Source organism: Pseudomonas sp. R2-60-08W, from assembly GCF_003852335.1.
GTDB lineage: Bacteria > Pseudomonadota > Gammaproteobacteria > Pseudomonadales > Pseudomonadaceae > Aquipseudomonas.
In genome coordinates this window covers 117,031-138,336 of sequence record NZ_CP027731.1, presented here as the reverse complement: position 1 = coordinate 138,336, position 21,306 = coordinate 117,031, and the positions used below count along the sequence as shown (strand labels likewise).

Here is a 21,306-nt window from a genome sequence, read left to right as displayed (position 1 = left end):
TATGTTTTACGTGCAACGTGATGCGCAGGGCGCGTTGAGTCGCGTAGAGGCCGCCGCCTTTGCCGAATCCACCGAAACGCTGCCGGCCGATCACCATGAGATCCAGGCCTGGTACGCCAACGAAGTGGTGGAAACCAGCCTGGCCCAGCTCAAACAGAGTGACCTGGAAATGATCCGGGTACTGGACGACTTGATCCAGGTGCTCACCCGCAAGGGCGTCATCAGCGTGACCGACCTGCCGCCTGCGGCTCAGGCCAAATTGATGGACCGGAACCAGGCGCGGGAAGCGTTGGGTGGGTTGAGCCAGTTGATCAATGATGATGAGAAAGGGCTTATCTGAGCCCTGAAGCCGCACCGAAATGTGGGAGGGGGCTTGCTCCCGATAGTGGTGTGTCAGTCACCGAAGATATTGACTGATTGACTGCTATCGGGAGCAAGCCCCCTCCCACATGGGTTCTGCGTTATTTCCAGGGCGCGGGCTCGCCGAACAGCTGGCCCTGCACGCCAAAAATCCCCATTTCACGAATCACCTTCAGCTCACCTTCGGTCTCCACACGTTCGGCAATCAACGGCAGATCGATGCTGTGGGCCGCGCGCTGGATGGCTTCGATAAACAGGCGCTTGTCGCTTTCCTGGTCGATGTCGCGGATGTAGCTGCCGTCGATTTTCAAGTAGGCCAGGCCCAGGCGGGCCAGGTTGCCGATCATGCTGAATCGCCCACCGAAACGCTGAAGGCTCAGGGAAAAGCCCAACTCGCGCAGGCGCTGGGTCATCTGTTCCAACACAAGCTGTTCCGGCAGTTGCTCTTCACCGATCTCCAGGGTGAGGCGCGAGCCCAGGTTGCTGTGCTGGCGCAGCAGGTCATAAATGCGTTGCAGTGCCTGAGGATCCTGCAAGGTTGCGGCTGAGAGGTTCAGCGCCAGGTTGTGGCTGTGGCCGCTCATCTGTTTGAGCACCTGCTCCAGCATCATGCGGTCCAGGCGGGCTGACCAGCCGAAACGCTCAAGCCACGGCAGGAAACGCCCGGCGGGTAGGGTATGGCCGTCAAAGTCCTGCAAGCGCGACAGCACTTTGTAGTGCAAGACCAATTGCGGGTCCTGGCTGGCCACCACCGGCTGGAAGTACAACTCGAAACGCTGTTGGGTCAGCGCCTGGTCCAACAGTGTGTGCCAGGCATGGTGATCGTCACCGACGCTGGCGGCGGCACTGTGGTCGAGGCACGCCCAGGTGCTGTCACCCTGCCCTTCGGCTTGAGCCAAAGCTTGGTCGGCGAGGGTCAGCAGCGCCTGCGGCGCATCGCCATGGTTGAACGGTGCCAGGCCGATGTAGGCCACGGGCGTAACATCGCTGGCGCCGGTGGCCTGCAGGCTGAGCAACGTGCTTTCAAGGTTCTGCGCCAATTGCAGCGCTTCTTCACGCGTGAGCCCAGGCGCCAGCACGGCGAATTCGCCGCCACGAATACGGGTCACGAGGTTATGGGTTTCCGGGTACGGCTCGCACTGGCGCAGCAGTTGTTCGCCGACCGCTTGCAGCAGCTGGTCGGTACGCTGGCCGCCCAGGCGCTGGTTCAGGCCGGCCAGGTCCTTGACGCGCAACACCAGCAAGTAGCCGGAGTTGGTTTCTTCGGGGTTGCTGACGCGGGCGTTGAGCTGCATCTCGAAATAGCGGCGGTTGGCCAGGCCGGTGAGGTTGTCCTGATAGGATTCAGTGCGCAACTTTTCGCTGCGCTCGGCCTGCTCCTGGAACAGCGCTTTGAGCTTTTCCACCATTTGGTTCATGGCCTGCACCACCCGGCGCAACTCCGGCGTACGCGGCAGGTCAGGCAGGCTGAGGAATTCCCGACGGGCGATCGCGTGGGACTGCTTGACCATATAGTCCAACGGCTTCAGTTGCCGGCGCAGCAACAGCCCGCCGAGCACCACGCTGACCGCACCGCACAGCAGCAACCAGCCAAGGCTGCCCAGGGCGCTCTGCCAGAGTTTGGCCAGGGCGAACATCGGATGGCTGACCACCTCGACTCGCGCCGCCTGCTCCCAACCACGGTTCACCAGCGCATCACCACCGGCCGGCTCCAGGCCGATCAACTTTACAAACCAATGGGGCACGCCATTGTTGTCGGGTATGCCGCTGCGCTCGACGATGGTTTGGTCCGTGGCCAGGTCCACCACACGGATGCTGGCGTAATAACCGCTGTCGAAGATCGAGCTGACCAGCAACTCGACCATGGCCGGATCGTCGATATTGGGAGTCAGCGACAACGCCAGTGCCGTCGCGGCATCCTGCGCATGGGAGCGCAATTGGTTGACGTATTGCGTGCGCGAACTTTCCAGGCTGACCATGAAGCTGCCGCTGAAGGCGACCACCAGGAACAGACAGATTGCGATCAACAGCTGTTTGAACAAAGACATCCGATCAGTTACTCCTAGTTGGCAGGCTCGGCTGGGAAGCCTTCCGCACGCATTTTTCTCAACACATCCTGCCAGCGCGACAAGCGTTTGGTATCGCCGACTTTCTTGTTGCCCTTGGCGCCGGGCAGGTACAGCCCCTCGGCGTTGAATGAATACACCGGGATCAAATCGGTACGGCGGGTTGCCGGCAGAATGTCGTCCATCAGGCTGTCGAGCACCAACGGGATCGCGTCGGGGGTCGAATAGTAGGTCAGGACCATGTGCGCACGATTCTGACGCAAGGCCTTGACGTAGGTAATGCGCAATTTATCGCTGGACACGCCCAGATGACGCAAACTGAAATACTTGGCGATGGCGTAGTCTTCACAGTCACCGGCGCCCTTCCAGAGTGCTTCGATGGGTGTCTCCCAATAGTCGACCGCGCGCCAGAGATCGATGTCTTCCACGTAGGTCATTTGTTTGTTGAAGAACACGTTGACGACCTTGAGCTGGTCTTGCTCGCTGACCTGTTTTTCGGTGCTCAGCAGCCGCTGCCACGCGTCAATACGTTGCTGGCCCTCGCCCAACGGCCCGTACAAGGCGCTGGCCTTGCGGCTGATCTGCGAGAAATCCCAATCGGCATGCAGCCCGCCAAGCATCAGGCCGGCCAATAAGATCGCTGATAAGAGCCAGCAAAAAACTCGATAGGGAATAAAACTTACCGCCAAGGCGTTCAGTCCATGAAGAGAGACGGAATTTCAAGGGATGGTGAAGCTTCGTCTCACAAAAAACAATGGCACAGTGCGATCATTCATCGGTGGAGCGAGTTTATAACCGCCTCCTGTGGGACGTACAAAATACACGCTGTGGGCCCTTACAAACGGAAACTCTGGCTGTTTGACAAGTGCATGGCCCATCTCTAGTGTTCATTGGATCCAATAAACACACTTTATTACTCAAGAAAGGAGGGTAGCGTAACCGTGACACAGAAGCCGAACCCTTTAAGCAGTATCAAGGTCAGCGGACCTATTCCCGCTCATCTTGCCCGCGCCATTATTGAAGAAACGTTGCGTAACGCCATTCTCGATGGTCGATTGCCTTGTGGCACTGCTATGCGCCAGCAAGAACTCGCCAGCCTGTTCGGCGTCAGCCGTATGCCGGTGCGCGAAGCTTTGCGCCAGTTGGAGGCACAATCCCTGCTGCATGTGGTGACCCACAAAGGCGCTGTGGTTGCGCCCTTGATCGAGGACAATTCGGCTGAGACCTATGCCCTGCGCATGCTGTTGGAGTCCGAAGCCTTGCGCTTGTCGATCCCATTGCTCACGGAGTCGGACATCGCCAAGGCAGAGGCCTGTATCACTGCGCTGGAATGCGAGAAAGACTACAGCGAGATCGGTCGCCTCAATCGCCTGTTTCACATGATCCTGTATGGCAAGGCGCCTAACCATCGCCTGCTCAAATTGGTGGAACATGGGCTGAATGAAGAGGAGCGGTTTCTGCGCTTCAACCTCGAGGCGATGGGACTGGGCGAGACGTCACAGGAGGATCACCGCGAACTGCTCAACCTGGTGGTGCAGAAGAAAATCGATGAAAGCATCCTGACATTGCGTAATCACTTGATGCGAGGCATGGAGGTCATCAATAGATACCTCAATAGCCTCGAAACTGCGAATAGAACAGCCACGTCATAAGGCGCTCGTACCTCTCTTGAGCCTGAGCATCGCGGGGTACCATCCCTTATCAGGAAGCGTCCCGCGTTGATAACACTGTGAACAAACCGGCAAGCCTTAATCAAATCGGCGTTATATAAGGAAACTTCTCACACTTCAAACAACTATTTCTCCGGGAAGTTTTTGTTCGAAAAAACATTTAATACATTTATAAGCTCATCCAAACGTTTAATCAGCTTAGTATCAGCGACTCACCCAAAAACCTTGCAATCGCTGCCCGCGTACTGAGCCAGCGCTCCTCGCGTGGGCGCGCCGTAACGCTAATCTTCCAACTAACAACTACAAAATCCATCACTGCAACTAGAGCAGTCGCAACAACTTCATAGGCGTCAACCATGCATCATCATTCGCTCGAACAAAAGAAACTTAAACTGTACCGTCACCCGTTATTTGCTGAAATAACTTCTCTTAGCAAATTACAACACTTTATGGAAAGCCATGTATTTGCGGTTTGGGACTTCATGACCCTGACCAAACGCCTGCAACAGGACCTTACGTGCACCCAAATACCCTGGCTCCCGCCAGCCAATCCGCAGGCCGCACGCCTGATCAATGAAATCGTGCTGGGCGAGGAGTCGGACGAACATCCGACGCGGGGCCATTGCAGTCACTTTGAGCTGTACCTGGAAGCCATGGCGGAGGTGGGCGCCAATACCCGTGTCATCGCACGTTTCATTGACCTGCAACACCAGGGTGTAGAGGTCAGCGCAGCGCTGCGAATGATCGGTGCGCCCCCCGGCGTGCCGCGCTTTGTCGACAGCACATGGCAGATCGCACTCAGCGCCCCCACCCACTGCGTCGCGGCGGCCTTCCTGCATGGTCGTGAAGGCGTCATTGCATCCATGTTCGAGCGCCTTCTGTGCAGCAGCCCCTTGATTGCTCATCAGGCACCCATCTTGTGTCACTACCTCAACCGTCATATCGAGTTGGATAGCCAGGAGCACGGCCCGGCGGCGGAGCAGGTGCTCCAGCATTTGATCGGCGCAGACCCGACTCGCCAGCGACAAGCCGATAGCGCTGCCTTCGGTGCCCTGGAAAGCCGCATGACCTTCTGGGACGACGTACACGCCTCAATGCATGAGGTACACCCATGAGCGCCACCGGCTATCACTCCTTTGCCGAAGACTGGGAGCGGCGCGCAACCATCCGCACACGCCCGCGCCGCATGTTGGAAAACGACGGCAAACTGATCTATCCCCTGAGCCGCCAACCCCTTGTATTGAGTGCGACCTTTCTCGAGCGCTGCTCGCAATGCCGCGACTTTGTGCTGGTGCAAAGCTTTTATCGATTCATCCATGACATCGTGGTTTTCGAAACCGAGATCGTCGATAAACTTGCCCGCCGTATTGCCAAGAATCGCTTCTCGCTGCCCCTCCCCCTCGCCTGCCGCTACGATGCAATGACCGTCGTAGTGGATGAGGATTACCACGCATTGGTGGCACTGGACTTCCTGCAGCAAGCCGTGGCGTTGACCGGTATCGAGCCCCTGGACCTGCCGGGGCAGATCGAACTGAGCCGCGCCTTGCCGGCCGCGCAGGCGCAGGCACCGGAGCACCTGCACGATGCCGTCGAGTTGATTGTCGTGGCCATCGCCGAAAACACCGTCACCCATGATGTGGCGGCCTTTTCCAAGGACGACAGTATCAAGTCGTCCGTACGCGGCCTGATGGCCGATCACCTGTTCGATGAAGGGCGCCACGCACAGTTCTGGACACAGTTGGTGCGTATCTACTGGCAGTCGGCAAGCGCGCAAGACCGCGACAGCATTGGCGGCGTGCTCCCGACTTTTCTGGCCCATTACCTGACCAACGACATACAGAAAGGCTTCGACTTGCAGTTGATCGAACACCTGGATGTCAGTACCGATATTCGTTTGGCGCTGCAGGATGAAATCATTGCGTTGGATTTTCCTATCACCCGCCAGCACCCGTTGATGGGCAACATCATGGGCTTCCTGCACCACAGCGGCGTGCTGCACACCCCAAGCGTGGCACGCGCACTGGACGACTACCTGCCCGCGGCGGGGAGGCTGGCATGAGGCGCTTGACGATTGAATGGGGCGGTGCCAGTGAAGCACTGGGGGCCCTCAAGCAGGTTCTGGAACAATACGGGCATATCGCGGGGGCGGGGTCGGTCGACCTGGTGATTGAGGACGGCAGCCAGTCACCGTCAGCCTTATCCACCGATGCGCCGTGGATGAGCCTGCGCCTGTGCATCGGCCCCGTGTCCGAAACTGGGTTACCCGCACTTCAGTTTCGCTGCTATGACCGTGATCGGCGCCTGTTGGCCGTGCACGACGTCGCCGAGGAGCCCAGCGGCAACGGCCAGCGCCTGCGTCGTCGTGCGGCGCACGCTCTGGTGGAGTGGGTAGCGTCATTGGTCAGCGGATTCTCGAGAGACCCTGGTTATTTCTGTGCAACGGCCAACCCGGGCACCTTGCCCGAACAGGGCTTGCGAGGACTGGAGTCACTGGCGTTCATGCATCGATTCAACCGTACAGCCGATCCGGCACTGCTGCGGGCGGCACAGGCGCCCATGATCGAACGGTTACAGGCCAGCCTGAATGCCTTCGCCGATCGTACAGCGCTGAATATTGCGGGGCGCAGGGTGACTTATCGCCAGCTTCAGGAAAAAGCCGTGGCGATTCAGCAACACTTGCTGCCCCTGTTGGCGGGCATTGAAACACCACCGGTGGTGGGTGTATGCCTGGAAAAATCTACCGAGCTTTACGCAAGCATTCTGGCGGTGCTGGGCTGTGGCGCGGTGTATTTGCCGCTGTCTCCGGACCATCCGGTAAAACGCCAGCACAGCATGCTGACAAGCGCAGGTGCAGGCGTATTACTGGAAAATGGCCTGCACCCGTTGCGGGATAAGTGCGTTTCACTTGATGTCAGTACGCTCACCCCACACGGCATCGACTCCACACAGCCGCTGATGCGCCATCGTCCCCAGGCCGATGCGCCGTGTATGGCGCTTTTTACCTCTGGCACCACGGGGCAACCCAAGGGTGTGCTGCTCAGCCAACATAATCTGGCACATTTCACGGCCTGGCTCGGTACCTGTGTGGCGCTGGACGATAAAAGCCGCGTCCTGCAATTTTCGCCGCTGAGCTTTGACTCCTCACTGATCGATATTTTCCCCGCCTTGATCGCGGGCGCAGCGTTGATTGTCCCCAGCGCAGAACAACGTCACGATCCCCGGCAATTGGTCGAGCTGATTCGCCTGCAACGCGTCACTCATGCTTTCTTGCCACCGGCACTGCTCGGCATCTTGCCGCTGGACCAGCCGCTGGGCCTCGCACACCTGCTCACCGGCGGCGACTTTTGCGAACCCTACGTGATCGAGCGAATGGCCGGCCAATGCCAGTTTCACAACCTCTATGGCCCCACCGAAGCCACGGTACTGGCAACCCATCGAAAGTTTCGGCTCGGTGATAGCAATCGCAATATCGGCCTGCCCATCGCCAACAGCCAGGTCTTGATCCTGGACAAGCACCTGCAACCGGTGGACGAGCAGGTGATGGGCGATCTGTACCTCGCAGGACCGGGCGTGAGCCTGGGCTATATGAACGGACCACCTCAGGCCGACTCCCCGTTCATCAAGCTGACGTTGCCCGACGGGCAATGGCTGCAGGCTTACCGCAGCGGCGATCTGGCGAAATGGACGCAAGACGGTATCGAGTTGGGCGGCCGACGGGATGACCAGGTCAAGATCCGCGGTTTTCGGGTCGAACCTCAGGAGATCGAGCACTGCCTGCGCAGCAGTCGGTTGTTTCGCCAAGTGGCAGTGGTGATTGATCAGACGCACAGAATCATCGGCTTTGCGGCCCAGCCCGAACCCGGCGCCACGCTGGCCAGCCTGAAGGAGCACGCACGGCAGTGGCTGCCTGAACATATGCAACCTGTCGCCTGGAGCGAGCTGCCGAGCCTCCCCGCTTCGAGCAACGGCAAGATCGATCGCAAGGCGTTGCGGGAGACGCCAATTACCCGCGCCCAGGAGATGACGCGTTGCAGCACGCTCACGCCAGTCCAGGCGCAGTTGGTAGACCTGTGGGGGGAGTTGTTAGGGTTGCCTGCCGGTGACGTGTCGATCGACGACAGCTTTTTCAACCTGGGCGGCCATTCGATCCTGCTGTCCACTTTGTTGCTGCGCCTGCGCGAGCAGTTTGGCCGCAGCCTCTCCTTGAGCCAATTTTTTGAAGCGCCGACGATTCGTACGCTGGCCTTGCAGATGCAGGGCGCAGCGCTGCCGAATACATCGTTCAGCCAGATGGAAAAAGATGCATCCCGAGCCATGACGCTTGAGGTGCTGCCCGAGGCCCGCGCCGGGGATCCACGCAAGGCGATTGTCACAGGGGCGAACAGCTTTGTCGGCGTGCACATCGTCCAGGCCTTGCTGGCGGGTGGGGCGCAGGAGGTAGCGTGCCTGGTCCGGGCGCTCCCAGGCCAGTCGGCGGCGGACCGATTCTCTCAGGCGTTGCGCGAATACCGCCTGGAACAGCTGGACCTGAGCCGAGTGCAGGTGTATGCCGCCGACCTGCGCCAACCCCGCCTGGGTCTGTCTGCAGAGGCGTACGACCACCTCGCCCGCAATCATGGTGTGCTGGTGCACAATGCGGCGCAGGTCAACCATGTGATGGACTACATAGCACTGGCCAACGACAACGTCGAACCGGTGTTTGAATGCCTGCGCCTTTGCGAGACCCACTGTAAGAAAGTTTTCAATTTCATTTCAACGCTGTCAGCCTGCAGTCGCCTCGACACTGATGGGTATGTGCTCGAAGCACCCGCAAGCCGCGCGTTGCCGCTCTATGTAAAAAACGGCTACAACCTCTCGAAGTGGGTGGCCGAGCGGTTGTTGGGGCGTGCAGTCGAGCAAGGGGCATGGGTGAATATTCATCGGCCAGGGAATATCAGTTTCAACAGCCGGAACGGTGTCTGCCAACCCCATAAAAATCGGTTGATGTTGATGCTCAAAGGGTCACTGCAGTTGGGCAGGGTTCCTCGAATGGAGGGCAATTTCGACCTGATGCCGGTGGACTTCCTGGCGCGCTTCATCGCGTTTCACAGCGCGCGTTTTGTCCCTGGGCGAAACGTCTTCAACCTGCACAATCCTCAACCTTTGAGCTGGGACCAGTACCTTAATGCGTTCAGCCAGGCCGGACACACCTTCGAACGGGTAAGCCTTCAACATTGGCAACGGGCGTTGCGCACAGTGCGCCACGACAATGCGTTGTTCGGCGTACTGGGCTTTTACCTTGATGGGTTGGGTGAAGACATCGGCGACACGTCGATGATCCATTACAGCAACGCGCAGTGGGGCCTGGAACAAATGGGCACACAGTATCCGCCAAAGAGCCCCGCACTGTTACGCAAGGGCTGTGACTACCTCAGAGCCATCGGCTTTCTCTGAGCGGCTTTGGCCCGCATTGAAGTTGCTCGGCTGTATCGGAGCGAGGCCTCGCTCCGATACAGCGAGGATCAGATCTTGAAGCTGTCGACCAATTGCTTCAATCGACTGGCCTGCTGGGACAGCGCGTCGCAGTCCTTGAGCGTCTCGTTGAGATTGGCCACGCCTTGCTGGTTCAGCAGGTTGATCTGGTTGATGTCGACATTGAGGGTTTCAACCACCGCCGTTTGCTCCTCGGTGGCAGCGGCGACCGATTGGTTCATGCCGTCGATCTCAACGATTCGCTGTGTCACGCTGACCAGACGCTCGCCGGCCTGGTTAGCCACTTCAACGCTTTCCTCGCTGGAGACTTGGCTGGCGTTCATGGTGGTCACGGCTTCACGCGAACCCACTTGCAGCGAAGTGATCATTTTGTGGATCTCTTCTGCCGATTCCTGGGTACGGTGAGCCAGGTTACGCACTTCATCCGCCACCACGGCAAACCCACGCCCTGCTTCGCCGGCACGGGCAGCTTCGATTGCCGCGTTAAGCGCAAGTAAGTTGGTCTGCTGGGAGATGCCCTTGATCACATCGAGAATGTGTCCGATGTTGTCGGTGCTGGCGTTAAGGGTTTCGATCTGGGTACAGGACAGGCTGATTTTCTGCGACAGTTCCGACATCGCCTGGATGGTTTGCTCGACCACTTTGCGCCCATCATCAGCTTGCTCACTGGCACCGCTGGCATGCTGCGAGGCATCAGCGGCGTTACGTGCGATTTCCTGGGTAGCGGCACCCAGCTCGTTGATAGCGGCAGCCACGCTGTTGGTACGTGCACTTTGTTCATCGGAGCCGATGATCGACGCGTTGGACGACGCCATTACGCGCTGGGACAGGTCATGCACCTGGCGGGTGGCCGAGGACACTTCGGAAATCGAGGCGTGGATCCGCTCGACAAACTGATTGAATGCGCTACCGACTTCGCCAAACTCGTCTTTGCTGGTCACGTCGAGGCGGCGGGTCAGGTCACCTTCGCCTTGAGCAATGTCCTGCATGGCAACGCCCATGGTGGTCAGCGGACGCAACAACACCTGAATCAGCACACTCAACAGTACGGCAATCGCCACCACGGCGATGAGCATTGCGATCAACGCTGAAGTGCGAAATTTACCCAGTGCGGCATAGGCTTTATCTTTGTCGATAGACAGACCGATGTACCAGTCAGCCCCCGGCAACCCGTTGATTGGTGTAAAGGACAGGATTCGGTCTTGTCCATTGAGGACAACCTCCTGGTTAACCTTCTCGATGCGCACCAGGGTGCCCGGGTAGATATCCTTGAGGTTTTTCATCACCTGGTCCTGGTCAGGACTGACGATGACCTGGCCATCACCACTGACCAGGAATGCATGACCAATACCGCCAAAATCCACCGAGTTGATGATCTTCACCAAGGTTTGCAGGCTCAAGTCGCCACCCACCACGCCCAACAACTCTCCGTTCTTCTTCACCGGCATGGCGATCGTCACGATCTGGCCGCCTACAGCCGCCATATAAGGCGGGGTAAGCATGGTTTTGTCGGCTGCTACGGCTTGCTTGTACCAAGGGCGCTGACGTGGGTCATAGCCTTCGGGCATCTTCGCGTCGGGGCGCTGGGTGAACACTCCATTGATTTGGCCAACGTAGGTGAACTGGAAGTTGGAGGTGAGCGCCGGTTGATCGACCAAGCCGGGAAGGTCGGCGGCGCTGCCTTGATGGGCAACGTTTTGTGCCAGGCTCTCGAGAACCAGGATACGGCCGCTGAGCCAGTTCTGCACACTGCTGGCGGTAAGCTCTCCGGATTGCTGGATGGAGGACGCCAGGTTCTGCCTGATCGTGTTGCGCTGCAGGTAATCGTTGTAGAACGTGAATAGCGCGAAGGCCAGAACCACGACGCCTGACGCAGCCAACAGAATTTTATGACTGAACTTGAGATTCATTTCATCGACTTCTTTTGCCAAAGGGGGGTGAGCGTGCCGAGTGGAACATTCCATGTATCGCGATAGGCGGACTCTGCGACCGCTCTATTTCGGTGCACGCATGGCTCGTCAGGCTTTCGGCCAGAAATCGATAAAACTTAGAGATTTGTGTGAATCTTCCGCTTTTAGCGTAAGAGAACGACAGGCGGTATGAGCACAGTCGATTATCAGCCACTTAGAACCCTAAACGACAAAACCCCTGTCTGCGTAAGCAGACAGGGGTTTCGGAATTCAATCTTGACGATGACCTACTCTCACATGGGGAAACCCCACACTACCATCGGCGATGCATCGTTTCACTGCTGAGTTCGGGATGGGATCAGGTGGTTCCAATGCTCTATGGTCGTCAAGAAATTCTGTGTACCAGATCGTTGCGCTAGCTACGTACCGGTGAAATTCATGGACTTCTACATAAACAAAACCCCTGTTTGCGTACGCAAACAGGGGTTCTGGAATTTAATCTTGACGATGACCTACTCTCACATGGGGAAACCCCACACTACCATCGGCGATGCATCGTTTCACTACTGAGTTCGGGATGGGATCAGGTGGTTCCAATGCTCTATGGTCGTCAAGAAATTCGGGTACTGAGTCGTGGCCAGATGGCCTCGCTTCAGCAAATTGGGTATGGGATAGAAGTCGGTGTTTTGTGAGTATCGAACTTTCGGTTCATTGCGTCTTCACACACCGCAATCTGATGCTTCTGCTTTTTTAAAGTCAGGAGTAGTCAAATTGCTTGGGTGTTATATGGTCAAGCCTCACGGGCAATTAGTATTGGTTAGCTCAACGCCTCACAGCGCTTACACACCCAACCTATCAACGTCGTAGTCTTCGACGGCCCTTCAGGGGACTCAAGGTCCCAGTGAGATCTCATCTTGAGGCTAGTTTCCCGCTTAGATGCTTTCAGCGGTTATCTATTCCGAACATAGCTACCCGGCAATGCCACTGGCGTGACAACCGGAACACCAGAGGTTCGTCCACTCCGGTCCTCTCGTACTAGGAGCAGCCCCTCTCAAATCTCAAACGTCCACGGCAGATAGGGACCGAACTGTCTCACGACGTTCTAAACCCAGCTCGCGTACCACTTTAAATGGCGAACAGCCATACCCTTGGGACCGGCTTCAGCCCCAGGATGTGATGAGCCGACATCGAGGTGCCAAACACCGCCGTCGATATGAACTCTTGGGCGGTATCAGCCTGTTATCCCCGGAGTACCTTTTATCCGTTGAGCGATGGCCCTTCCATACAGAACCACCGGATCACTAAGACCTACTTTCGTACCTGCTCGACGTGTCTGTCTCGCAGTCAAGCGCGCTTTTGCCTTTATACTCTACGACCGATTTCCGACCGGTCTGAGCGCACCTTCGTACTCCTCCGTTACTCTTTAGGAGGAGACCGCCCCAGTCAAACTACCCACCATACACTGTCCTCGATCCGGATAACGGACCTGAGTTAGAACCTCAAAGTTGCCAGGGTGGTATTTCAAGGTTGGCTCCACGCGAACTGGCGTCCACGCTTCAAAGCCTCCCACCTATCCTACACAAGCAAATTCAAAGTCCAGTGCAAAGCTATAGTAAAGGTTCACGGGGTCTTTCCGTCTAGCCGCGGATACACTGCATCTTCACAGCGATTTCAATTTCACTGAGTCTCGGGTGGAGACAGCGCCGCCATCGTTACGCCATTCGTGCAGGTCGGAACTTACCCGACAAGGAATTTCGCTACCTTAGGACCGTTATAGTTACGGCCGCCGTTTACCGGGGCTTCGATCAAGAGCTTCGCGTTAGCTAACCCCATCAATTAACCTTCCGGCACCGGGCAGGCGTCACACCCTATACGTCCACTTTCGTGTTTGCAGAGTGCTGTGTTTTTAATAAACAGTCGCAGCGGCCTGGTATCTTCGACCGGCATGAGCTTACGGAGCAAGTCCTTCACCCTCACCGGCGCACCTTCTCCCGAAGTTACGGTGCCATTTTGCCTAGTTCCTTCACCCGAGTTCTCTCAAGCGCCTTGGTATTCTCTACCCAACCACCTGTGTCGGTTTGGGGTACGGTTCCTGGTTACCTGAAGCTTAGAAGCTTTTCTTGGAAGCATGGCATCAACCACTTCGTCATCTAAAAGACAACTCGTCATCAGCTCTCGGCCTTAGAATCCCGGATTTACCTAAGATTCCAGCCTACCACCTTAAACTTGGACAACCAACGCCAAGCTGGCCTAGCCTTCTCCGTCCCTCCATCGCAATAACCAGAAGTACAGGAATATTAACCTGTTTTCCATCGACTACGCTTTTCAGCCTCGCCTTAGGGACCGACTAACCCTGCGTCGATTAACGTTGCGCAGGAAACCTTGGTCTTTCGGCGTGGGTGTTTTTCACACCCATTGTCGTTACTCATGTCAGCATTCGCACTTCTGATACCTCCAGCAAGCTTCTCAACTCACCTTCACAGGCTTACAGAACGCTCCTCTACCGCATCACTTACGTGATACCCGTAGCTTCGGTGTATGGTTTGAGCCCCGTTACATCTTCCGCGCAGGCCGACTCGACTAGTGAGCTATTACGCTTTCTTTAAAGGGTGGCTGCTTCTAAGCCAACCTCCTAGCTGTCTAAGCCTTCCCACATCGTTTCCCACTTAACCATAACTTTGGGACCTTAGCTGACGGTCTGGGTTGTTTCCCTTTTCACGACGGACGTTAGCACCCGCCGTGTGTCTCCCATGCTCGGCACTTGTAGGTATTCGGAGTTTGCATCGGTTTGGTAAGTCGGGATGACCCCCTAGCCGAAACAGTGCTCTACCCCCTACAGTGATACATGAGGCGCTACCTAAATAGCTTTCGAGGAGAACCAGCTATCTCCGAGCTTGATTAGCCTTTCACTCCGATCCACAGGTCATCCGCTAACTTTTCAACGGTAGTCGGTTCGGTCCTCCAGTTAGTGTTACCCAACCTTCAACCTGCCCATGGATAGATCGCCCGGTTTCGGGTCTATTCCCAGCGACTAGACGCCCTATTAAGACTCGCTTTCGCTACGCCTCCCCTATTCGGTTAAGCTCGCCACTGAAAATAAGTCGCTGACCCATTATACAAAAGGTACGCAGTCACCTAACAAAGTAGGCTCCCACTGCTTGTACGCATACGGTTTCAGGATCTATTTCACTCCCCTCTCCGGGGTTCTTTTCGCCTTTCCCTCACGGTACTAGTTCACTATCGGTCAGTCAGTAGTATTTAGCCTTGGAGGATGGTCCCCCCATATTCAGACAAAGTTTCTCGTGCTCCGTCCTACTCGATTTCATGACTAAGAGATTTTCGCGTACAGGGCTATCACCCACTATGGCCGCACTTTCCAGAGCGTTCCGCTAATCTCAAAGCCACTTAAGGGCTAGTCCCCGTTCGCTCGCCACTACTAAGGGAATCTCGGTTGATTTCTTTTCCTCAGGGTACTTAGATGTTTCAGTTCCCCTGGTTCGCTCCATACACCTATGTATTCAGTGTAAGGTAACCATCTTATGATGGCTGGGTTCCCCCATTCAGACATCTCCGGATCAAAGTCTGTTTGCCGACTCCCCGAAGCTTTTCGCAGGCTACCACGTCTTTCATCGCCTCTGACTGCCAAGGCATCCACCGTATGCGCTTCTTCACTTGACCATATAACCCCAAGCAATCTGGTTATACTGTGAAGACAACATTCGCCGAAAATTCGATCATACTCAATTAAGAGCGACTCACAAATTTTACCTTAGCCTGAGCCGTTACCAGTGAAAGTAACGTTCAGTCTATCTTTCTATCACATACCTAAATTTTTAAAGAACGATCTAATCAAAGACTAGAAATCAATATTCACAGCGGAATACTCATTTCTAAACTCTAACAGCAGAAACAGTTAATGGTGGAGCCAAACGGGATCGAACCGTTGACCTCCTGCGTGCAAGGCAGGCGCTCTCCCAGCTGAGCTATGGCCCCATAACAAAATTGGTGGGTCTGGGCAGATTCGAACTGCCGACCTCACCCTTATCAGGGGTGCGCTCTAACCAACTGAGCTACAGACCCAATTTCGAGCGCAACTGATTAGCTAAGAGCTATCAGCTTGGAGCTTAAAGCTGCTTCTATCGTCTTCTTCAATGAATCAAGCAATTCGTGTGGGAGCTCATGAAGCAGCTGATGTCGTCGATTAAGGAGGTGATCCAGCCGCAGGTTCCCCTACGGCTACCTTGTTACGACTTCACCCCAGTCATGAATCACACCGTGGTAACCGTCCTCCCGAAGGTTAGACTAGCTACTTCTGGTGCAACCCACTCCCATGGTGTGACGGGCGGTGTGTACAAGGCCCGGGAACGTATTCACCGCGACATTCTGATTCGCGATTACTAGCGATTCCGACTTCACGCAGTCGAGTTGCAGACTGCGATCCGGACTACGATCGGTTTTCTGGGATTAGCTCCACCTCGCGGCTTGGCAACCCTCTGTACCGACCATTGTAGCACGTGTGTAGCCCAGGCCGTAAGGGCCATGATGACTTGACGTCATCCCCACCTTCCTCCGGTTTGTCACCGGCAGTCTCCTTAGAGTGCCCACCATAACGTGCTGGTAACTAAGGACAAGGGTTGCGCTCGTTACGGGACTTAACCCAACATCTCACGACACGAGCTGACGACAGCCATGCAGCACCTGTCTCAATGTTCCCGAAGGCACCAATCCATCTCTGGAAAGTTCATTGGATGTCAAGGCCTGGTAAGGTTCTTCGCGTTGCTTCGAATTAAACCACATGCTCCACCGCTTGTGCGGGCCCCCGTCAATTCATTTGAGTTTTAACCTTGCGGCCGTACTCCCCAGGCGGTCAACTTAATGCGTTAGCTGCGCCACTAAGAGCTCAAGGCTCCCAACGGCTAGTTGACATCGTTTACGGCGTGGACTACCAGGGTATCTAATCCTGTTTGCTCCCCACGCTTTCGCACCTCAGTGTCAGTGTTGGTCCAGGTGGTCGCCTTCGCCACTGGTGTTCCTTCCTATATCTACGCATTTCACCGCTACACAGGAAATTCCACCACCCTCTACCACACTCTAGTCAGTCAGTTTTGAATGCAGTTCCCAGGTTGAGCCCGGGGATTTCACATCCAACTTAACAAACCACCTACGCGCGCTTTACGCCCAGTAATTCCGATTAACGCTTGCACCCTCTGTATTACCGCGGCTGCTGGCACAGAGTTAGCCGGTGCTTATTCTGTCGGTAACGTCAAAACAATCACGTATTAGGTAACTGCCCTTCCTCCCAACTTAAAGTGCTTTACAATCCGAAGACCTTCTTCACACACGCGGCATGGCTGGATCAGGCTTTCGCCCATTGTCCAATATTCCCCACTGCTGCCTCCCGTAGGAGTCTGGACCGTGTCTCAGTTCCAGTGTGACTGATCATCCTCTCAGACCAGTTACGGATCGTCGCCTTGGTGAGCCATTACCTCACCAACTAGCTAATCCGACCTAGGCTCATCTGATAGCGCAAGGCCCGAAGGTCCCCTGCTTTCTCCCGTAGGACGTATGCGGTATTAGCGTCCGTTTCCGAACGTTATCCCCCACTACCAGGCAGATTCCTAGGCATTACTCACCCGTCCGCCGCTCTCAAGAGAAGCAAGCTTCTCTCTACCGCTCGACTTGCATGTGTTAGGCCTGCCGCCAGCGTTCAATCTGAGCCATGATCAAACTCTTCAGTTCAAACATCTTTGGGTTTTTAAGAAACCCTAAACTTGGCTCAGCAATCGTTGGTTACATCTTTGATTTCTCGCGGAGTAACTTGTGATGCTGATAATCTTGTTGACTATCAGTCTGACTCCACAAGCACCCACACGAATTGCTTGATTCAGTTGTTAAAGAGCGGTTGGTTAAGAGCTATTCGTCTCAACCGAGGCGCGCATTCTACAGCAGCCTCATTTGCTGTCAAGTGGTTATTTTCAGAAGTTTTCGAAGATTTCTTCAACAACTTCAACCACTTGCGCTTGCGATCTCTCGTAAGCGGGAGGCGAATTCTACAGCGTTACACGCTGCTGTCAACACCTCTTTTTCAACTTCCTTTTGGCCTCGATGAACTGAAGCAACTTACTGTCAAAACTTACTTAACTCATTGTTTACCAAGAAGTTTTCCGTTTCGACTGCGCCGGAAGTGGGGCGAATTATAGGCGCACAGAATCTGCCGTCAACTTCTAATTTCGTTTTCTTATCAAATAGTTAGGATTGATCATAAAACGACCGACAGATACCTCTTCTATATAGAGAGCGCCCTCAGATGACGCCAGCCTTTCTTAAAGCAGCCACATTCAACGGCGTCAGCCCCAGTACACTCTGCAGCACTTGAAGCGTGTGCTCACCCAGCAGCGGCGGCGCACTGCGATACTCCACAGGCGTCTTGGAAAGCCGGATCGGGCTGGCGACCTGAGGCACCATCCCCGCCAAAGCATGAGGCAGCTCCATGGCCAACCCCCGCGCCTTGACCTGCGGATCAGCGAACATTTGCGCCAGATCATTGATCGGCCCACACGGCACGCCTACTTTCTCCAGTTGCGATACCCACTCTGCCGTGGTCTTGAAGACCGTCGCCTGACGAATCAACGGGATCAGCGCCGCACGATTGGCAACCCGCATCTTGTTAGTAGAGAACCGCGGATCATCCGCCCACTGTGGCTGCCCAGCCACCTCGGCGAACTTGCGAAACTGACCGTCATTTCCCACCGTCAGAATGAAATCACCATCGGCCGTAGGAAAGTCCTGATAAGGCACGATATTCGGATGCGCGTTGCCCAGGCGTTTTGGCGAGACCCCCGTCGTCAGGTAATTCATCGCCTGATTAGCCAGGCAAGCCACCTGCACATCCAGCAGCGCCATATCGATATGTTGCCCGCCGCCGTCGTGATCCCGGTGAGCGAGGGCTGCCAGGATAGCCACGGTTGAATAAAGCCCCGTGAGAATATCGGTCAATGCCACCCCAACCTTCACCGGCCCCGCGCCATCATCCCCCTCAGGCCGACCGGTCAGGCTCATCAACCCACCCAACCCTTGAATCATGAAGTCATAGCCGGCACGCGTGGCATAAGGCCCGGTCTGGCCAAAACCGGTGATCGAGCAATAGATCAGCTCCGGATTTATCTCCTTGAGCGACTCATAATCCAAACCATAAGCCGCCAGGCCACCCACTTTGAAGTTCTCGATCAGGATGTCCGACTTGGCAGCCAGGTCACGCACCAGCCTCTGCCCCTCAGGCTTGGTGAAGTCGATGGTCACCGATTCCTTATTACGGTTGGCAGACAGGTAGTACGCCGCCTCACTGGTGTTCTCACCATAAGCATCCTTGAGGAAGGGCGGCCCCCAGGCGCGCGTGTCGTCACCATTGCCCGGCCTTTCGACCTTGATCACCTCGGCCCCGAGGTCCGCAAGTATCTGCCCGGACCAAGGGCCCGCCAGTACTCGCGATAAATCCAGTACTCGCAGATGCGAAAGCGCGCCCATGCCCATGCTCCTATTAATAGAACGCCTGAAGACCGGTTTGCGCGCGCCCCAGGATCAAGGCGTGCACGTCATGGGTACCTTCATAGGTGTTGACCACCTCCAGGTTGACCAAATGGCGCGCCACCCCAAACTCGTCGGAGATACCGTTACCACCCAACATGTCCCGGGCCATACGCGCGATATCCAGGGACTTGCCGCATGAGTTGCGCTTCATGATCGAAGTGATCTCGACCGCCGCCGTCCCTTCATCCTTCATCCGACCCAAGCGCAGGCAGCCTTGCAGCGCCAATGTGATCTCGGTCTGCATGTCGGCCAGCTTCTTCTGGATCAACTGCGTCGCGGCCAATGGCCGGCCAAACTGGTGGCGATCAAGGGTGTACTGACGCGCGGTATGCCAGCAGAACTCCGCAGCGCCCAGCGCGCCCCAGGAGATGCCGTATCGTGCCGAATTCAGGCAAGTAAAAGGCCCCTTCAAGCCACGCACATCCGGAAAGATGTTCTCTTCCGGTACAAATACGTTATCCATCACGATTTCGCCGGTGATGGACGCCCGCAGGCCGACCTTGCCGTGAATCGCCGGCGCGCTCAGGCCTTTCCAGCCCTTCTCCAGGACAAAACCGCGTATGTCGCCGGCGTCGTCCTTGCCCCACACCACAAACACGTCGGCGATCGGGCTGTTGGTAATCCACATCTTCGCGCCGCTCAGGCTGTAGCCGCCCTCCACTTTACGCGCACGGGTGATCATCGCGCCTGGATCAGAACCATGATTGGGCTCGGTGAGACCGAAGCAGCCGATCCATTCGCCCGAGGCCAATTTCGGCAGGTACTTCTGCTTTTGCGCCTCGGTACCGAATTCATTGATCGGCACCATCACCAGTGAGGACTGCACACTCATCATCGAGCGATAACCGGAATCGACACGCTCGACTTCACGGGCAATCAACCCATAGCTGACGTAGTTCAAGCCACTGCCACCGTATTGCTCGGGAATCATCGCTCCCAACAAGCCGGTTTCGCCCATCTCGCGGAAGATCGCAGGGTCGGTCTTTTCATGACGGAAAGCTTCAAGCACTCGAGGCGCCAACTTGTCCTGAGCAAATTGCTCGGCACTGTCACGCACCATGCGCTCTTCTTCGGTGAGCTGTTGATCCAGCAGCAATGGATCGATCCAGTTGAAGCTTGCCTTGCCAGCCATGAATAAGTCCTCACGAAAAGAATCAAACGTCGTGCATGCAGACTAGGTCGGGACGGCGCAGAGGGCAAACGAGGTTTCTGCATGAGCTTGTGCTAATTTCTCACTTCGTAATGCTCGATAAGGCCAAAAATGCGCCTTACATGTGAGGACAATGTACATGCGCAGGAAAATCCCCAGCACTACCGCGCTCATCAGCTTTGAAGCAGCAGCCCGCCACGAGAGCTTCACCAAGGCGGCGCAGGAGCTTTCCATCACCCAAGGCGCGATCTGCCGACAGATCGCCAGCCTTGAAGAGTTTTTGAGTGTCGAACTGTTTCGGCGCTCGCGGCGCGGGGTGAAGCTGACCGAGGCGGGTCTGTCCTATAGCCGCAGAGTGGCTAAGCAACTGGATGCGGTGGAGCGCGATACCCTTTCAGTCATGGGCCAGCAAGGCGCGAACGTGATCGAACTGGCGGTGGTACCGACGTTTGGCACCCAGTGGCTGATCCCGCGGCTGAAGGACTTTCAACAGCAGCATCCGGAAGTGACGGTCAACCTGACCAACCGCACACGCCCCTTCCTCTTTGCCGACACCGAGTTCGACGCTGCGATCTACTTCGGCGATGCCGACTGGTCCGGCACGGAATCCCATCGGCTCATGGGTGAAAACCCTGTGCCCGTCTGCAGCCCACGCCTACTCGGCGACCTTGCGCACTTCACTCCTCGGGAAATCGCCGAACTGCCTCTGCTGCAGCAGACAACCCGCCCTTATGCCTGGCGCCAGTGGTTCAACGCCCAGCAACTGAGCGTTCCCCGCGACATGACAGGCCCGCGTTACGAGCTATTCTCAATGTTGTCCCAGGCGGCTATGCATGACATGGGCATCGCGTTGATCCCGCCCTTCTTGATCCAGCGGGAGTTACAGGAGAAACAGTTGATGATCGCCGCTAACCAGACCCTGAGCAGCGATAAGGCCTATTACTTGATGATTCCAGAACGAAAGGTCGAATCTGCTTCATTGCATGCGTTCCGAGACTGGCTTATCGGCCAATCTCAGCGCTACAACCCCAATATTTAAAGGCGTACGGCAATTTATTGACCTTGTAGTCAGATAAATAATAGCCCTACAG

Annotated in this window: 11 protein-coding genes, 2 tRNA genes and 4 rRNA genes; 6 read left to right on the top strand and 11 right to left on the bottom strand. The window is 56.2% G+C overall.

Features of this window, described 5'->3' with window-relative positions:
• Position 1 precedes the first annotated feature (1 nt).
• Positions 2–340: a hypothetical protein gene (locus C4J90_RS00645; protein WP_057725300.1), complete on the top strand. Its 339-nt coding sequence runs from the start codon at positions 2–4 to the stop codon at positions 338–340.
• Between the two features lie 121 nt (positions 341–461).
• Here the strand turns inward: C4J90_RS00645 and lapD are convergent, their stop codons facing one another.
• Complete coding sequence (gene lapD / locus C4J90_RS00640) at positions 462–2,408, bottom strand: cyclic di-GMP receptor LapD (protein WP_124413463.1); 1,947 nt, start codon at positions 2,406–2,408, stop codon at positions 462–464.
• Between the two features lie 14 nt (positions 2,409–2,422).
• A complete protein-coding gene (lapG, locus tag C4J90_RS00635) occupies positions 2,423–3,115 on the bottom strand; it encodes a cysteine protease LapG (protein WP_124360679.1) in 693 nt (230 codons plus the stop codon).
• Positions 3,116–3,367: 252 nt separating this feature from the next.
• On the opposite strand from lapG, the gene C4J90_RS00630 reads away from it, so the two are divergent.
• From C4J90_RS00630 to C4J90_RS00615, 4 genes are all read left to right on the top strand, one after another.
• Complete coding sequence (locus C4J90_RS00630; RefSeq protein WP_124418963.1) at positions 3,368–4,078, top strand: GntR family transcriptional regulator; 711 nt, start codon at positions 3,368–3,370, stop codon at positions 4,076–4,078.
• A 374-nt stretch (positions 4,079–4,452) separates the two neighbouring features.
• Positions 4,453–5,211 (top strand): DUF3050 domain-containing protein, encoded by a 759-nt coding sequence (locus C4J90_RS00625; protein ID WP_124360677.1) that lies wholly within the window; start codon positions 4,453–4,455, stop codon positions 5,209–5,211.
• Entirely contained in the window at positions 5,208–6,155 is a 948-nt protein-coding gene (locus tag C4J90_RS00620; RefSeq protein ID WP_124418962.1) for a diiron oxygenase, read from the top strand. Before C4J90_RS00625 ends, C4J90_RS00620 begins: the two co-directional genes overlap by 4 nt.
• Positions 6,152–9,529 carry an amino acid adenylation domain-containing protein gene (locus C4J90_RS00615; protein WP_124418961.1) on the top strand — a complete coding sequence of 1,126 codons (3,378 nt, stop codon included), beginning with the start codon at positions 6,152–6,154 and terminating at the stop codon, positions 9,527–9,529. Before C4J90_RS00620 ends, C4J90_RS00615 begins: the two co-directional genes overlap by 4 nt.
• Positions 9,530–9,597: 68 nt before the next feature.
• On the opposite strand, the gene C4J90_RS00610 is transcribed toward C4J90_RS00615, so the two are convergent.
• The 9 genes from C4J90_RS00610 to C4J90_RS00565 form a co-directional block, all read right to left on the bottom strand.
• Positions 9,598–11,478: a methyl-accepting chemotaxis protein gene (locus C4J90_RS00610; RefSeq protein ID WP_124418960.1), complete on the bottom strand. Its 1,881-nt coding sequence runs from the start codon at positions 11,476–11,478 to the stop codon at positions 9,598–9,600.
• Between the two features lie 274 nt (positions 11,479–11,752).
• Positions 11,753–11,868, bottom strand: a 5S ribosomal RNA gene (gene rrf, locus C4J90_RS00605).
• Positions 11,869–11,977: 109 nt separating this feature from the next.
• A 5S ribosomal RNA gene (gene rrf, locus C4J90_RS00600) occupies positions 11,978–12,093 on the bottom strand.
• A gap of 171 nt (positions 12,094–12,264) precedes the next feature.
• Positions 12,265–15,156 (bottom strand): 23S ribosomal RNA (locus tag C4J90_RS00595).
• Positions 15,157–15,395: 239 nt separating this feature from the next.
• Positions 15,396–15,471, bottom strand: a tRNA-Ala gene (locus C4J90_RS00590).
• Between the two features lie 10 nt (positions 15,472–15,481).
• Positions 15,482–15,558, bottom strand: a tRNA-Ile gene (locus C4J90_RS00585).
• Between the two features lie 122 nt (positions 15,559–15,680).
• Positions 15,681–17,217: ribosomal RNA gene (locus C4J90_RS00580) — 16S ribosomal RNA — on the bottom strand.
• The 16S, 23S and 5S rRNA genes sit together here with 2 tRNA genes alongside, the layout of an rRNA operon.
• 564 nt (positions 17,218–17,781) lie before the next feature.
• Positions 17,782–19,002 carry a CaiB/BaiF CoA-transferase family protein gene (locus C4J90_RS00570; RefSeq protein ID WP_124360673.1) on the bottom strand — a complete coding sequence of 407 codons (1,221 nt, stop codon included), beginning with the start codon at positions 19,000–19,002 and terminating at the stop codon, positions 17,782–17,784.
• A 13-nt stretch (positions 19,003–19,015) separates the two neighbouring features.
• On the bottom strand, positions 19,016–20,197 hold the full coding sequence (locus C4J90_RS00565; protein WP_124360672.1) for an acyl-CoA dehydrogenase: 1,182 nt from the start codon (positions 20,195–20,197) through the stop codon (positions 19,016–19,018).
• Positions 20,198–20,354: 157 nt separating this feature from the next.
• Here C4J90_RS00565 and C4J90_RS00560 point away from each other — a divergent pair, with 157 nt between their 5' ends.
• Positions 20,355–21,254, top strand: a complete 900-nt coding sequence (locus tag C4J90_RS00560; RefSeq protein ID WP_124418959.1) for a LysR family transcriptional regulator — start codon at positions 20,355–20,357, stop codon at positions 21,252–21,254.
• The last annotated feature ends 52 nt before the right edge of the window (positions 21,255–21,306 follow it).